Source organism: Pseudomonas sp. TE3786 (genome assembly GCF_054057335.1).
The window spans coordinates 103,732-118,183 of the sequence record NZ_JBSRZF010000018.1; the positions used below are offsets into that span (position 1 = coordinate 103,732).

The window sequence follows — 14,452 nt, forward strand, 5'->3', positions numbered from 1 at the left end:
CTGCGCTAGTCGATAAAAAACCCGCCAAGTGCGGGTTTTTTTATGGGCGAAAGCATCGCGGCTGAAGCCGCTCCTACAAGGGCGCGTGATCCGTAGGAGCGGCTTCAGCGGCGATGCTCTTGATCTTCAACCAAAGCGATAAATATCCATCCCCAGCGCCCCCATGGTGAACCCCTTGTGCGCGACGCTGAACGTACCGCCCGCACCCCGGGCAAAGTACAGCGGCAACAAGTGTTCATCGCGCGGGTGGCTGCGCACGGCAAACGGTGCCTGGCTGCGGTAGTCATGCAACGTTTGTTCATCGTCAGCAGCCAGGTGATCGACCATCCAGTCGCGGAAGGCTTTGGCCCACGGCTCGATCACTTCCGGCCCGGCGCGCCAGTTCAGCTCGCCGAGGTTGTGGGTGATGCTGCCCGAGCCGATCAGCAACACGCCTTGCTCCCGCAGGCTGGCCAGCGCACGGCCGACACGGGTCTGGAAGGCGGGGCCGAGGCGGGTAGGGATGGAAACCTGAGCGATAGGTATATCCGCATCCGGGTACATCAAACTCAGCGGCACCCAAACGCCATGGTCGAACACGCGATTGGCATCCAGCTCGGCCGGCAGGCCAGCGGCCACTAGCAAATCACGGGCGGCGACCGCTACCTCTGGCGCTCCCGGTGCCGGGTATTGCACCGCGTACAACTCCGGTGGAAAGCCACCAAAGTCATGCCAGGTATCGGGCTGCGGGTTGCTGTTGACCAGCAGTTGATTGCTTTCCCAGTGTGCGGACACCATCAGAATGGCCTTCGGCCTTGGCAGCTCGGCGGCCAGGCGGGCAAGGGCCGGACCACTGGCACCGGGCTCTAGCGCCAGCATGGGCGAGCCATGGGAGATAAACAGGCTAGGGAGCGACATGGGCAGATCCTCGATATTCATGGCCGCATCTTCGAGCTTGGATATATCGAAAACCAGTATAAAATTTCGAGCAATTTGATCGAATTAGTGAGGCAATCATGCAGCCCGACTTCTGGCAAAGGCGCTGGCAGAACAACCAGATCGGCTTTCATGCGCCGACCACCAATGCCTATCTGCAACAGTATTGGCCGCAACTGAATGTGCCCGCCGACGCGCAGGTGCTGGTGCCGTTATGCGGAAAAAGCCTGGATATGGTGTGGCTGGCGGGGCAGGGGTATCGGGTGCTCGGGGTGGAATTGGTCGAGCAAGCGGTGGTCGATTTTTTCCGCGAGCAGGAACTGCAGCCGCAGGTGCGTGAGCAGGGCGCGTTCCGTGTGTATGAGGCTGCGAATGTGCAGCTCTGGTGTGGCGATATCTTTGCGCTAACTGCCGACGATATACGCGACTGCACTGCCTTTTACGACCGAGCGGCGCTGATAGCCTTTCCGCCAGCAGCGCGTGAGGCCTATGCACAGCATCTGACGAGGGTGCTGCCGAGTGGCTGCCAGGGGTTGTTGGTAAGCCTGGATTACGAGCAGAGCCAAATGGATGGGCCGCCGTTTTCGGTGCCGGATGAGGAGGTGCAGGCGTTGTTGGGAGAATGGCAGCCGCTTTTGCTGCATGTCGAGAATGGGCTGCAAGCGGAAGAAAACTGGAAGTTTTTGCAGCGTGGGTTGAGTCGGATGGATGAGCGTGTCTATCGCCTTCGGCGGACCGCTGGATTCACGCCTTCGCGTTAGTGACGACGATAGCTCGGGTCATCCCAGCGCAGGCTGGGGTCCAGCGTCTTTCAAGAAAACACCGCTCGTTCCAAAACTCTGGGTCCCAGCCTGCGCTGGGACGACGGTTGTTCTGATATTGGCCTCATGATTCCTGTTCACGCAGCTCCAGCAATTCGAAGGGCAGGAGGTCAGCTGCTGCGGTACGAAATATTCAGGGCATAAAAAAGCCCCAGTCGAAACTGAGGCTTTTTGAATTTGGCTCCACGACCTGGACTCGAACCAGGGACCCAGTGATTAACAGTCACTTGCTCTACCAACTGAGCTATCGCGGAACAGCTGTCTTTCGACAACGGTGCGTATCCTACTGATTCAAAAGGGGAAGTCAAGCGTGAGCAAGCTTCCCCTGAAGATTTTTACAGGACGTTGGCGATGGCGTGGGTGACGGCTCCGAGGTTGCGGGTGTTCAGTGCGGCGACGCAGATACGGCCGGTGCTGACGGCATAGATGCCGAACTCGCTTTTCAGTCGTTCAACCTGTTCGGCGGTGAGGCCGGAGTAGGAGAACATGCCGCGTTGCTGGGCGACGAAGCTGAAATCGCGCTTGGCACCGAGGGCAGCCAGTTGCTCGACCATGGCAATGCGCATGTCGCGAATGCGCACGCGCATTTCGCCCAGTTCCTCTTCCCACAGGGCACGCAGTTCCGGGCTGTTGAGCACGGAAGCGACTACGGTGGCACCGTGGGTCGGTGGGTTGGAGTAGTTGGTGCGGATCACTCGTTTGACCTGCGACAGCACTTTGGCGGCCTGATCTTTCGACTCGGTGACGATGGACAGCGCACCCACGCGCTCGCCATACAGCGAGAACGATTTCGAGAACGAGCTTGAAACGAAGAAGGTCAGCCCCGATTTAGCGAACAGACGGACTGCGGCGGCGTCTTCTTCTATACCGTCACCAAAACCCTGGTAGGCGATATCGAGGAAGGGCACGTGCTCGCGCTCTTTCAGCACTTCGAGAATGTTCAGCCAGTCGTCAGTACCCAGGTCCACACCGGTCGGGTTATGGCAGCAGGCGTGCAGCACGACCACCGAGCGGGCGGGCAGGGCCTTCAGGTCTTCCAGCAGGCCGGCGCGGTTTACCCCGTGGGTGCTGGCGTCGTAGTAGCGGTAGTTCTGTACCGGGAAACCGGCGGATTCGAACAGTGCGCGGTGGTTTTCCCAGCTTGGGTCGCTGATGGCGACCACGGCGTCCGGCAGCAGACGCTTGATAAAGTCAGCACCGATTTTCAGCGCACCGGTGCCGCCCAGAGCCTGGGTGGTGACCACACGGCCTTCCGCCAGCAGTGCCGAGTCGGCACCGAAAATCAGTTTTTGTACGGCCTGGTCGTAGGCGGCAATGCCTTCGATCGGCAGGTAACCACGCGGTGCATGCGCGGCAATACGTGCCTGTTCGGCCTGGGCAACGGCGCGCAACAACGGAATGCGGCCCTCTTCGTTGCAGTACACACCCACGCCAAGGTTTACCTTGGTGGTGCGGGTGTCGGCGTTGAATGCTTCATTGAGACCAAGGATAGGGTCACGCGGAGCCATTTCGACGGCAGAGAACAAACTCATGATGCGGGAGCTCGAAGAAGAGGGTGGTAAACCAAAACAACCGCCTTGCAACGCAGGTGCTAGGGGTTGCGCAAGTGGGCCGCTAGTATAGCGACCAAGGTTGCGTGGGGCGATAACGTCTGCACGCATTTCGCCAGGTTTGACGTAGGGTTTTTCGCCACGTCACAGCCTTTTGTCGAGGTAATGAATGTCGCAGTTTCAGTTAGTGACCCGTTTTCAGCCCGCTGGCGATCAGCCAGAGGCCATTCGACAAATGGTGGAAGGCCTGGAAGCGGGGCTGTCCCATCAGACCCTGCTGGGCGTGACCGGCTCGGGCAAGACCTTCAGCATCGCTAATGTGATCTCCCAGGTGCAGCGTCCGACCTTGGTGCTGGCACCGAACAAAACCCTGGCCGCGCAGCTGTATGGCGAGTTCAAGAGCTTCTTTCCGAACAACTCGGTCGAATACTTCGTCTCCTACTACGACTACTACCAGCCCGAGGCCTATGTGCCGTCCTCGGACACCTTTATCGAGAAAGACGCCTCGATCAACGACCATATCGAGCAGATGCGTCTGTCAGCCACCAAGGCGCTGCTGGAGCGTTCTGACGCGATCATCGTCACCACCGTGTCGTGCATCTACGGCCTGGGTGACCCGCAGTCGTACCTGAAAATGGTCCTGCACCTGGACCGTGGCGACCGTATGGACCAGCGCGAGCTGCTGCGCCGTCTGGCTGACCTGCAATACACCCGCAACGATATCGACTTCGCCCGCGCCACCTTCCGGGTGCGCGGCGATGTGATCGATATCTTCCCGGCGGAATCGGATCTGGAGGCCATTCGCGTCGAGCTGTTCGATGAGGAGATCGAAAATATCGCCTCCTTCGATCCGCTCACCGGCGAGGTGCTGCGCAAGCTGCCGCGCTACACCCTGTACCCGAAAAGCCACTACGTGACGCCGCGGGAAAACCTGCTGAGCGCGGTGGAGAACATCAAGGTCGAGCTCAAGGAGCGCCTGGACTACCTGCGCGCCAATAACAAGCTGGTGGAAGCCCAGCGCCTGGAGCAACGCACCCGTTTCGATATCGAGATGATCGTCGAACTGGGCTACTGCAACGGCATCGAAAACTACTCCCGCTACCTGTCCGGGCGCGCATCCGGCGAGGCACCGCCAACCCTGTTCGACTACCTGCCGGCCAACGCCCTGTTGGTGATCGACGAGTCCCACGTCAGCGTGCCGCAGGTGGGTGCCATGTACAAAGGCGACCGCTCGCGCAAGGAAACCCTGGTGGAATACGGCTTCCGTCTGCCCTCGGCGCTGGATAACCGGCCGATGCGTTTTGACGAGTGGGAATCCATCAGCCCGCAGACCATTTTTGTTTCGGCCACCCCGGGCCAATACGAGGCCGAGCACGCCGGCCGAGTGATCGAGCAAGTGGTGCGGCCGACGGGTCTGGTCGACCCGCAGATCGAAGTGCGGCCTGCCACCACCCAGGTGGACGATCTGCTGTCGGAAATCAAGAAACGCAGTGCCATCGATGAGCGCGTGCTGGTCACCACCCTGACCAAACGTATGGCCGAAGACCTTACCGACTACCTGGCCGACCACGGCGTGCGTGTGCGTTATCTGCACTCGGATATCGATACCGTTGAACGCGTGGAAATCATCCGCGACCTGCGCATTGGTGCCTTCGACGTGCTGGTGGGCATCAACCTGCTGCGCGAAGGGTTGGACATGCCGGAAGTGTCGCTGGTGGCGATTCTCGACGCCGACAAGGAAGGCTTTCTGCGTTCCGAGCGCTCGCTGATCCAGACCATCGGCCGCGCCGCACGCAACCTCAATGGCCGGGCGATTCTGTATGCCGATCGGATTACCGGTTCGATGGAGCGCGCCATCGGCGAGACCGAGCGCCGGCGAGACAAGCAGATCGCCTTCAACCTGGCCAATGGCATCATCCCCAAGGGGGTGAAGAAAGACGTCCAGGACATCCTCGAAGGTGCCGTGGTACCAGGCTCGCGCAGCAACAAGCGCAAAGGTATGGCCAAGGCTGCGGAAGAAAACGCGCGCTACGAAAACGAACTGCGCTCGCCCAGCGAAATCAACAAACGTATCCGTCAGCTCGAAGAGAAGATGTACCAGTTGGCGCGGGACCTGGAGTTCGAGGCGGCGGCGCAGATGCGCGATGAGATCACCAAGCTGCGGGATCGGTTGTTGCAGGTATAACCCCCCGTCATCCCCGCGCAGGCGGGGATCCAGACTTTCGTGTCGTGCGTAAATATCCGTATGGTCCGAGATTCTGGATCCCAGCCTGCGCTGGGATGACGGTGGTGGATGGGAAGTCGGTGTTACTAGTCGCCAATCCCCAGCGCCACCATCTTCTTGTACAACGTCGAGCGCCCCAACCCGAGGCGCTTCGCCGCTTCCACCACATTGCCGTTGTGCGCCGCCAGGCTTTGTTCGATCAACTGGCGCTCAAACGCGGCGCGGGCGCTGTAGAAGTCCTGGTCGCCACTGACTTTGGGCGCTATCCGGGCGGGCAATGGACTTAACCGGCCAATCGCCACCCGCAGCGCGGCGGCATTCAGCACGGGCTCGTCGCTAAGCAACGCCGCCCGTTCCAGCACATTGCGCAGCTCGCGGATATTGCCCGGCCAGGCATGGCTGGCGAGCAGGGCGAGGGCATCGCCAGCCAGTTCGAAATGGCCACGTCCATCACCCATCAGCAGTTCATCGAGAATCGCATCGCACAGCGCCGGCAGGTCGTCCAGGCGTTCGCGTAACGGCGGCACCTGAATCGGCAGCACATTCAGGCGGTAGTACAGGTCGGCGCGAAAGCGGCCGGCGCTCACTGCGCTTTCCAGATCCAGCGAAGTGGCGGCGATCAGGCGGATATCGCTGCGCAGCATCTGGTTGGAGCCCAGCGGTTCGTATTCCTTCTCCTGTAGCACCCGCAGCAATTTGCTTTGCAGGGCCAGGGGCATGTCGCCGATTTCATCGAGAAACAGAGTGCCGCCTTCGGCCAGTTGCAGCTTGCCGGAACGGCCTTTGCGGTCGGCACCGGTAAAGGCACCGGGGGCGGTGCCGAAGAACTCGGCTTCCAGCAGATTCTCCGGAATCGCCGCACAGTTGACGCTGACAAAGGGCTTGTAGGCCCGTGCACTGGCGCTGTGAATGGCGTGGGCGAGCAGTTCCTTGCCGGTGCCGGTTTCGCCCAGCAGCAGGATCGGGCTTTCGCTGCTGGCACCACGCCGCGCATGGCGTTTCACCTCCAGGCTGCGGGCGCTGGTGCCAATAAAATGGGAAAAGCTGTATTTGGCCTGGCGTGCCTGCAATAGCGAGCGGGTGGACGCCAGTTCCTTCTGAATCTGGGTGAAGCGGGTGACCAGCGGTGCCAGGCGGGTGAGCTGGTCGAACAGGGCAAAACCGATGGCCCCGATCACCTTGCCGGCACCGTCATGGATTGGCAGGCGCATCACCACCAGCGGGCCGTTGGGGGTGTCGAGCATATCCAGCAGGATCGGTTCGCCAGTCTCCGCCACCTGGCGCATCAGGCTGCCTGGAATGACCTTTTCCACTTCCTGGCCCACCGTCGCCTTGGCGCTGGGCTGTCCATAACGGCGGGCATAACGCTCGTTCATCCAGACGATGCGCGCGTCCTTGTCGACGATCACCGTGCCCTCACTGGACTGCTCGACAATCTCGAACAACGAACGGATCGCCAGTTGGCGTACCTGCCGGTAGTCCTTGAGGTTGTCGGCGTCTTTCATCGGGCGTGGGCCTTGTGTGGGAGAGGGGCAAGCGTGCCAGAAAGGCCGGCAGACGCATACAGACGGAACTAAACGCAGCGGCGCGGCACTATCACACTGTGTGGTTTAGAGCGTTTGCCGAAAAGTATCGCGGCTGAAGCCGCTCCTACAGGTTGTGCGGACCGTAGGAGCGGCTTCAGCCGCGATGCGTTCGTACAGACACCGTGGATAACCGAGCCAGTAGAACAACAAACATGAGGTTCGAGCATGAATACTCAAGTCGAAAAAAGCGCGTTCGCGCGGTTCGCCATGCGTTGCTCCAATTGGGCGGAGCGCTGGTTTCCCGATTCCTGGGTGTTCGCCACCCTGGCCGTATTGCTGGTGAGCCTGGCGGTGCTGGGTATGGGTGCCCCTGCGCAGCAGACCGCCAAGGCCTTTGGTGACGGCTTCTGGAGCCTGATTCCATTCACCATGCAGATGGCCTTTGTGGTGATTGGCGGCTATGTGGTGGCCAGCTCCGGGCCGGCTTCGCGGCTCATAGATGTGCTGGCGCGGGTGCCGAAAAACGGACGTCAGGCGGTGGCCTGGGTGGCGCTGATTTCCATGTCGGCGTCCTTGCTCAACTGGGGCCTGAGCCTGGTGTTTGGCGGCCTGTTGGTGCGTGCCCTGGCGCGACGCGAAGAGCTGCATATGGATTACCGGGCGGCGGGGGCGGCGGCCTATCTGGGCTTGGGCGCGGTCTGGGCGCTGGGGCTGTCTTCCTCGGCGGCGCAGTTGCAGGCCAATCCCACCAGCCTGCCGCCGTCGATTCTGGCCATCACCGGGGTAATCCCCTTTACCGAAACCATCTTTCTCTGGCAGTCCGGCGTGTTGCTGCTGGCGTTGGTGCTGGTGTCCCTGCTCATCGCGTACGTCACCGCGCCGGGTGCCGCCAGTGCTCGCGATGCCAAGGCCTGTGGCATTGACCCGAGTTTCACCGTCGCCAAGCTGGAAAAGCCGACGCGCCCGGGTGAGTGGCTGGAACACAGCCCGTTGCTGATCCTGGTGTTGGTGGTGCTGGCTGGCGGCTGGTTGGCCCAGGAGTTCGCCAGCAAGCCGGCGATCACTGCGATCTCCGGGTTGAATACCTACAACCTGTTGTTTCTGATGGTGGGTGCCTTGCTGCATTGGCGGCCACGCAGTTTTCTCGACGCCGTGGCGCGCGCGGTGCCGACCACCACCGGCGTGCTGATCCAATTTCCGTTGTATGGCTCGATTGCCGCGATCATGACCACGGTGAATGGCAGCGACGGCCAGACCCTGGCCCACCATATCTCCACCTTCTTTGTGCAGATCGCCAGCCACGACACCTACGCGCTGCTGATGGGTACTTACTCGGCGGTGCTGGGCTTCTTCATTCCGTCGGGCGGCGGCAAGTGGATCATCGAGGCACCCTATGTGATGCAGGTGGCTAACGAGCTGCAATACCACCGCGGTTGGGCGGTGCAGATCTACAACGCGGCCGAGGCGCTGCCGAATCTGATCAACCCGTTTTATATGCTGCCGCTGTTGGGCGTGCTGGGGCTGCGGGCGCGGGACTTGATCGGGTTTTCCTTTGTGCAGCTGCTGGTGCATGCGCCGCTGGTGTTGTTGCTGTTGTGGGCGTTGGGAACCACATTGACCTATACGCCGCCGGTAGCTCCTTGAAAGCATCGCGGCTGAAGCCGCTGCTACGAAAGCGCGCGATCTCGTAGGAACGGCTTCAGCCGCGATGCTCTTATTGCTTGGCCAAAAACGCTTTAGCCGCGCGCGAGCCATTGGCCTTGCCGAGCACGTCGCAAATCCCTTGGCCGGCAGCAATCAGTTTGCCCATATCGATACCGGTGCTGATGCCCATGCCATTGAGCATATACAGCACATCTTCGGTGGCGATGTTGCCGGTGGCACCCTTGGCGTAAGGGCAGCCGCCGAGGCCAGCGACCGAGCTGTCGAACACGGCGATACCTTCCTGCAGGCTGGCGTAAATATTCACCAGGGCCTGGCCGTAGGTGTCATGGAAATGCCCGGCGAGTTTGTCGCGGGGGATATCCCGGCCGACCACCTCGAACATCGTGCGGGTGCTGGCCGGGGTGCCGGTGCCGATGGTGTCGCCCAGGGATACCTCGTAGCAGCCCATGGCGAACAATTCGCGGGCCACCATCGCCACCTGTTCCGGTGCCACATCACCTTCATAGGGGCAGCCGAGTACGCAGGAGACATAGCCGCGCACGCTGATCCCGTGCTGTTTGGCCAGCGCCATGACCGGCTGAAAGCGCGCCAGGCTTTCGGCAATCGAGCAGTTGATGTTCTTTTGCGAGAACGCCTCGGAGGCGGCGGCAAACACCGCCACCTCGGTAACGCCCGCTTCAATGGCAGCTTCCAGCCCTTTGAGGTTGGGCGTCAGGGCAGCATAGGTCACGCCTGGCTGACGCTGAATCTGGGCAAACACCTCGGCCGAGCCGGCCATTTGCGGCACCCATTTGGGTGAGACAAAGCTGCCGACTTCGATATAACCCAGGCCGGCGGCGGACAGTTGGTCCACCAGCCTTACCTTGGCCGCGACACTGATGGCCTGTTTCTCGTTTTGCAAACCGTCACGCGGGCCGACTTCGACCAGGCGGACGTGGTGGGGCAGGGGCATAGCAATCTCCGACATTCCGATCTTCATTGCGTTGAGTATTGTGGATTCCCGCCTGCGCAGGAATGACGGTGATGGACCACTGCACAGTGCATCAGCTAGCCACGGGCCCTCTTTTCCAGGAGTCGCGGCTAAAGTCCCTCCCACAGGGAACTGCGGTCCCTATGGGAGGGGCTTTAGCCGGGACGGCCGTGATGCTATTCCAGCTCAACCAGCACGGCCCCTTCGGCCACCATCTCGCTCTCAGCGCAATACAGCGCTTTGACGGTGCCATCCTGCGGCGCGCGGATGCTGTGTTCCATTTTCATCGCTTCCAGCACCACCAGGGCAGTGCCGGCCACTACGCTTTGGCCGGGTTTCACCAGCACGCGCACGATACTGCCGTTCATGGGTGCCGTCAGCCCGCCATGCTGCTGATGGCTGGCTTCGGCGGCGGCAATCGGGTCGAACAGCTGCACGGCGTGCAGCTCGTTCTGCCAGTCCAGATACAACGTCGCGCCCTGGCGGATGGCGAGATGCTGGCGGCGCAGGCCGTGGTCGTCCACCAGCAGGTAGTCGCCACGCAGCTGCACGCTGCTGTCGCTACCGCGCAGCCGGATTACCTGCTGTTCGCCGCCGCAGCTCAGATGCAGATCGGTTTCCGCCGGCAGGCCGGCACGAAAACCGCTGGTGGTGGCCCAGGGCGCATGCGGGTCATCGTCGCGCTGCGGGGCTACCAGGGTCAGTTGCCAGGCACGGGCGGCCAATTGCCAGAAGGCCGGCGGCAGTTCACTGGGGGCAGGCAGCAATTGCGTCTGGTAGCGGGGAATAAAGCCGGTATCCAGCTCGGCCGCGGCAAAGGCCGGGTGGGCGAGGATGCGTTGCAGAAATGCCAGGTTGGTTTTCACCCCGCCGACGGCAAATTCGCTCAGCATGGCCAGCAGACGCAGACGCGCTTCTTCGCGGTTGTCGCCCCAGGCGATCAGCTTGCCCAGCATCGGGTCGTAGAAGGGCGACACCTGATCGCCTTGTGCCACGCCGCTGTCCACCCGCCGGCCGCTGCCAGGCGCGGATTCGCGGTACAGCTGCAAGGTGCCGGTGGCCGGCAGAAAATCGTTTTGCGGGTCTTCGGCATACAGGCGCACTTCGATGGCATGGCCAATCAGCGGCACCTGCTCCTGCGTTAGCGGCAGCGTTTCGCCCCGCGCCACGCGAATCTGCCAGGCCACCAGATCAAGGCCGGTGATGGCTTCGGTGACCGGATGTTCCACCTGCAGACGGGTGTTCATTTCCATAAAGAAGAAGTCGCCGCGCGCATCCAGCAGGAACTCCACGGTGCCAGCGCCGACATAGCCAATGGCTTGCGCGGCTTTTACTGCGGCCTCGCCCATGGCTTTGCGCAGCTCGGGACTGAGGCCGGGGGCGGGGGCTTCTTCGACCACTTTCTGGTGGCGGCGCTGGATCGAGCAATCGCGCTCGTTGAGGTACAGGCAGTGGCCATGCTGGTCGGCAAATACCTGAATCTCGACGTGCCGCGGTTTAAGCACGTACTTTTCCACCAGCATCTGGCTATTGCCGAATGACGACAGCGCCTCGCGCTGGGCCGAGGCCAGGGCTTCGGCCAGTTCGCTTTGCTGCTCCACCACCTTCATGCCTTTACCGCCGCCGCCGGCGGTAGCCTTGAGCAGCACCGGGTAACCGATGCGTTCGGCGGCGTCGCGGAAGGTGGCAATGTCCTGGGCATCGCCGTGGTAACCGGGTACCAGCGGCACGCCGGCTTTTTCCATCAGCGCCTTGGCGGCGGACTTGCTGCCCATGGCGTCGATGGCCGAGGCGGGCGGGCCGAGAAAAATCAACCCGGCGGCTTCAATGGCGCGGGCAAAGCCGGCGTTTTCCGAAAGAAACCCGTAGCCGGGGTGGATCGCCTGAGCGCCGCTGGCTTGGGCGGCGGCGATGAGTTTGTCCACCAGCAGGTAACTCTCGGCCGGCTTGGCACCGCCCAGGTCAACGGCCAAGTCCGCCTCGCGCACATGGCGGGCGTTGCGGTCGATGGCGCTGTGTACGGCCACGGTGCCGATACCGAGGGCCTTGGCGGTGCGCATCACCCGGCAGGCGATTTCGCCACGGTTGGCGACTAACAGACGGTTGATCATGACTGAGGCTCCTGCCACGCGGGTTTGCGCTTACTGAGAAAGGCGTTCAAGCCTTCCTGTCCTTCGGCACTGACGCGGATACGGGCGATGGCGTTTTCGGTGTAGCGACGCAGGGCCGGGGTCAGCACGCCGCTGCCGACTTCCTGCATCAGCTGTTTGCTGGCCTGCATGGCTTGCGGGCTGTTGAGCAGCAGATTGGTGGTCCAGTTGCCGACCTCGCTTTCCAGCTGCTCCGGCGCATAACACTCGGCCAGCAGGCCCAGCTGTTGCGCGCGTTCGCCGTCGAAGCGTTCTGCAGTCAGCGCATAGCGGCGCGCGGCGCGTTCACCGATGGCTTGCACCACGAAGGGGCTGATCACCGCCGGGGCCAGGCCGATGCGTACTTCCGACAGGCTGAACTGCGCATCGCGGGCACCGATGGCCATGTCGCAGCAACTGATCAGACCCAGCGCGCCACCATAGGCTGCACCTTGCACCACTGCCAGGGTCGGCAGCTTGAGGTGATACAGGCTGTGCATCAGTTCGGCCAGTTCGCGGGCGTCGTTGAGGTTGGCGTTGTAATCGAGGGCTGCCGATTGCTGCATCCAGGCCAGATCTGCGCCGGCGCAGAAATGTTTGCCGCGACCGCGCAGCAGCATAAAGCGCAGGCTGCGGTCGGCCTTGATGAGGTCCAGGGCGAGAATCAGCTCGCGGATCATCTCGGCGTTGAAGGCGTTGTTTTTCTCCGGGCGGTTGAGCCACAAGGTGGCAATGCCGTTGCTGGAGATGTCGAGTTCGATAGTGGTGAAATCAGTCATGACCAAACTCTCTCTCTGGGCGGCGCAGCTCCCTGTAGGAGCAGCCGCGATGCTCTTGTTGTCTTCACGATCCAATCGCGGCTAAAGCCGCTCCTACGGGGGCTCGGTTACATCCGGAACACACCAAACTGAGTCGGCTCTATCGGCGCATTCAGGCTGGCGGAAATCGCCAGGGCTAGGATGTCGCGGGTTTGCGCGGGGTCGATAACGCCGTCGTCCCACAAGCGAGCGCTTGAGTAGTAGGGGTGCCCCTGCTGTTCGTACTGAGCGAGGATCGGCTGCTTGATCGCCGCTTCTTCCTCGGCGCTCAGCTGCTGACCGCTGCGCTCGGCTTGCTCGCGTTTGACCTGGGCCAATACGCCGGCCGCCTGTTCGCCACCCATTACGCCGATGCGCGCGTTGGGCCACATCCACAGAAAGCGCGGGTCGTAAGCGCGACCACACATGCCGTAGTTACCGGCACCAAAACTGCCGCCGATGATCACGGTAAATTTCGGCACCTTGGCGCAGGCCACAGCGGTTACCAGCTTGGCACCGTGTTTGGCGATGCCGCCGGCTTCGTATTTTTGCCCGACCATAAAGCCGGTGATGTTCTGCAAAAACAGCAGGGGAATGCCGCGCTGGCAGGCCAGTTCGATAAAGTGCGCGCCTTTTTGCGCCGACTCGGCAAACAGAATGCCGTTGTTGGCGATGATCGCCAGCGGGTAGCCATTGAGGTGGGCAAAGCCGCACACCAGGGTGCTACCGAACAGGGCTTTGAATTCGTCGAACTGCGAGCCATCCACCAGGCGCGCGATCACTTCGCGCACATCGAAAGGCTGCTTGGCATCGGCGGGAATCACCCCGTACAGCTCATCGCTGGCATACAGCGGCGCTTGCGCGGGGCGGCTGTTCAATTGTCCCTGCTTGCGCCAATTGAGGTTGCTGATGCAGCGGCGGGCGAGGGCCAGGGCGTGTTCATCATCTTCGGCATAGTGGTCGGCGACGCCGGACGTCTTGCAGTGCACATCGGCACCGCCCAGGTCTTCGGCACTCACCACTTCGCCCGTGGCGGCGCGCACCAGCGGTGGGCCGGCGAGAAAGATGGTGGCCTGGTTGCGGACCATGATGGTTTCGTCGGACATCGCCGGCACATAGGCACCGCCGGCGGTGCACGAACCCATCACCACCGCGATTTGCGGAATGCCCTGGGCACTCATATTGGCCTGGTTGAAGAAGATCCGGCCGAAGTGTTCGCGGTCGGGGAACACTTCATCCTGGCGTGGCAGGTTGGCACCGCCGGAGTCCACCAGGTAGATGCAGGGCAGGCGGTTTTCCTTGGCGATGGTTTGCGCGCGCAGGTGTTTTTTCACCGTTAGCGGGTAGTAGCTACCGCCTTTGACCGTGGCATCGTTGGCCAGAATCATGCACTCGACGCCTTCGACGCGGCCGATACCGGCGATCACCCCTGCGGCGGGTACGTCTTCGCCATACACCTCATGGGCCGCCAGTTGGCCGACTTCGAGGAATGCCGAGCCGGGGTCAAGCAGGCGGTTGATGCGCTCCCGCGGCAGCAGTTTACCCCGCGAGGTATGCCGCTCCTGAGCCTTGCTGCCGCCGCCTTGCTGGACTTGAGCGAGCAGGGCGCGCAGCTGATTGACCTGCTCGAACATGGCACCGGTGTTGGCCGCGAACTCGGAGCTGCGGGTGTTGATCTGGCTGGTAAGGATGGCCATGGGGCGCTCCAGGCAATGCATTCTTGCTTTTCGTAGGAGCGGCTTCAGCCGCGATGCTTTTAACTCAAGGGCATCGCGGCTGAAGCCGCTCCAAAGGGCGCGGTAGGGCAGGGCGTCCCCCGGTGTAGGTGTACACCGCGCCGCCCAACAGCCTGCGG

10 protein-coding genes and 1 tRNA gene are annotated in these 14,452 nt (G+C 62.0%); 3 read left to right on the plus strand and 8 right to left on the minus strand.

Going from position 1 to position 14,452, the window contains the following annotated elements:
* Positions 1–126: 126 nt before the first annotated feature.
* Positions 127–897 (minus strand): DODA-type extradiol aromatic ring-opening family dioxygenase, encoded by a 771-nt coding sequence (locus ACVW0Y_RS18795; protein ID WP_457440360.1) that lies wholly within the window; start codon positions 895–897, stop codon positions 127–129.
* 98 nt (positions 898–995) lie between these two features.
* Between ACVW0Y_RS18795 and ACVW0Y_RS18800 the strand changes: the two genes are divergently transcribed.
* Positions 996–1,676 (plus strand): thiopurine S-methyltransferase, encoded by a 681-nt coding sequence (locus ACVW0Y_RS18800; protein ID WP_457440362.1) that lies wholly within the window; start codon positions 996–998, stop codon positions 1,674–1,676.
* Positions 1,677–1,914: 238 nt separating this feature from the next.
* Here the strand turns inward: ACVW0Y_RS18800 and ACVW0Y_RS18805 are convergent.
* Positions 1,915–1,990: transfer RNA gene (locus ACVW0Y_RS18805), tRNA-Asn, on the minus strand.
* Positions 1,991–2,071: 81 nt separating this feature from the next.
* Positions 2,072–3,268, minus strand: a complete 1,197-nt coding sequence (locus ACVW0Y_RS18810) for an amino acid aminotransferase (RefSeq protein WP_457440365.1) — start codon at positions 3,266–3,268, stop codon at positions 2,072–2,074.
* Positions 3,269–3,455: 187 nt separating this feature from the next.
* Between ACVW0Y_RS18810 and uvrB the strand changes: the two genes are divergently transcribed.
* Complete coding sequence (gene uvrB, locus ACVW0Y_RS18815; protein ID WP_457440367.1) at positions 3,456–5,471, plus strand: excinuclease ABC subunit UvrB; 2,016 nt, start codon at positions 3,456–3,458, stop codon at positions 5,469–5,471.
* A 125-nt stretch (positions 5,472–5,596) separates the two neighbouring features.
* On the opposite strand, the gene ACVW0Y_RS18820 is transcribed toward uvrB, so the two are convergent.
* A complete protein-coding gene (locus ACVW0Y_RS18820; protein ID WP_457440369.1) occupies positions 5,597–7,015 on the minus strand; it encodes a sigma-54 interaction domain-containing protein in 1,419 nt (472 codons plus the stop codon).
* 246 nt (positions 7,016–7,261) lie between these two features.
* On the opposite strand from ACVW0Y_RS18820, the gene ACVW0Y_RS18825 reads away from it, so the two are divergent.
* Positions 7,262–8,680, plus strand: coding sequence for a short-chain fatty acid transporter (locus tag ACVW0Y_RS18825; protein WP_457440371.1), 1,419 nt, complete (start codon positions 7,262–7,264; stop codon positions 8,678–8,680).
* Between the two features lie 70 nt (positions 8,681–8,750).
* Here the strand turns inward: ACVW0Y_RS18825 and ACVW0Y_RS18830 are convergent, their stop codons facing one another.
* The 4 genes from ACVW0Y_RS18830 to ACVW0Y_RS18845 all read right to left on the minus strand — a co-directional run bounded on the left by ACVW0Y_RS18830 (position 8,751) and on the right by ACVW0Y_RS18845 (position 14,294).
* On the minus strand, positions 8,751–9,653 hold the full coding sequence (locus ACVW0Y_RS18830) for a hydroxymethylglutaryl-CoA lyase (protein WP_457440387.1): 903 nt from the start codon (positions 9,651–9,653) through the stop codon (positions 8,751–8,753).
* Between the two features lie 194 nt (positions 9,654–9,847).
* Entirely contained in the window at positions 9,848–11,782 is a 1,935-nt protein-coding gene (locus ACVW0Y_RS18835) for an acetyl/propionyl/methylcrotonyl-CoA carboxylase subunit alpha (RefSeq protein WP_457440373.1), read from the minus strand.
* Entirely contained in the window at positions 11,779–12,579 is an 801-nt protein-coding gene (locus ACVW0Y_RS18840) for a gamma-carboxygeranoyl-CoA hydratase (RefSeq protein ID WP_457440375.1), read from the minus strand. The genes ACVW0Y_RS18835 and ACVW0Y_RS18840 overlap by 4 nt, the downstream gene beginning before the upstream one ends.
* Positions 12,580–12,686: 107 nt before the next feature.
* Positions 12,687–14,294 carry a carboxyl transferase domain-containing protein gene (locus tag ACVW0Y_RS18845; RefSeq protein WP_457440377.1) on the minus strand — a complete coding sequence of 536 codons (1,608 nt, stop codon included), beginning with the start codon at positions 14,292–14,294 and terminating at the stop codon, positions 12,687–12,689.
* Between the last annotated feature and the right edge of the window lie 158 nt (positions 14,295–14,452).

Bases quoted from the DNA above. Each gene is read 5' to 3' on its own strand.
- ACVW0Y_RS18830 (WP_457440387.1), bottom strand. From the start codon at position 9,653: ATGCCCCTGCCCCACCACGTCCGCCTGGTCGAAGTCGGCCCGCGTGAC.
- ACVW0Y_RS18845 (WP_457440377.1), bottom strand. From the start codon at position 14,294: ATGGCCATCCTTACCAGCCAGATCAACACCCGCAGCTCCGAGTTCGCG.
- uvrB (WP_457440367.1), top strand. From the start codon at position 3,456: ATGTCGCAGTTTCAGTTAGTGACCCGTTTTCAGCCCGCTGGCGATCAG.
- ACVW0Y_RS18800 (WP_457440362.1), top strand. From the start codon at position 996: ATGCAGCCCGACTTCTGGCAAAGGCGCTGGCAGAACAACCAGATCGGC.
- ACVW0Y_RS18795 (WP_457440360.1), bottom strand. From the start codon at position 897: ATGTCGCTCCCTAGCCTGTTTATCTCCCATGGCTCGCCCATGCTGGCG.
- ACVW0Y_RS18835 (WP_457440373.1), bottom strand. From the start codon at position 11,782: ATGATCAACCGTCTGTTAGTCGCCAACCGTGGCGAAATCGCCTGCCGG.
- ACVW0Y_RS18820 (WP_457440369.1), bottom strand. From the start codon at position 7,015: ATGAAAGACGCCGACAACCTCAAGGACTACCGGCAGGTACGCCAACTG.
- ACVW0Y_RS18840 (WP_457440375.1), bottom strand. From the start codon at position 12,579: ATGACTGATTTCACCACTATCGAACTCGACATCTCCAGCAACGGCATT.
- ACVW0Y_RS18810 (WP_457440365.1), bottom strand. From the start codon at position 3,268: ATGAGTTTGTTCTCTGCCGTCGAAATGGCTCCGCGTGACCCTATCCTT.
- ACVW0Y_RS18825 (WP_457440371.1), top strand. From the start codon at position 7,262: ATGAATACTCAAGTCGAAAAAAGCGCGTTCGCGCGGTTCGCCATGCGT.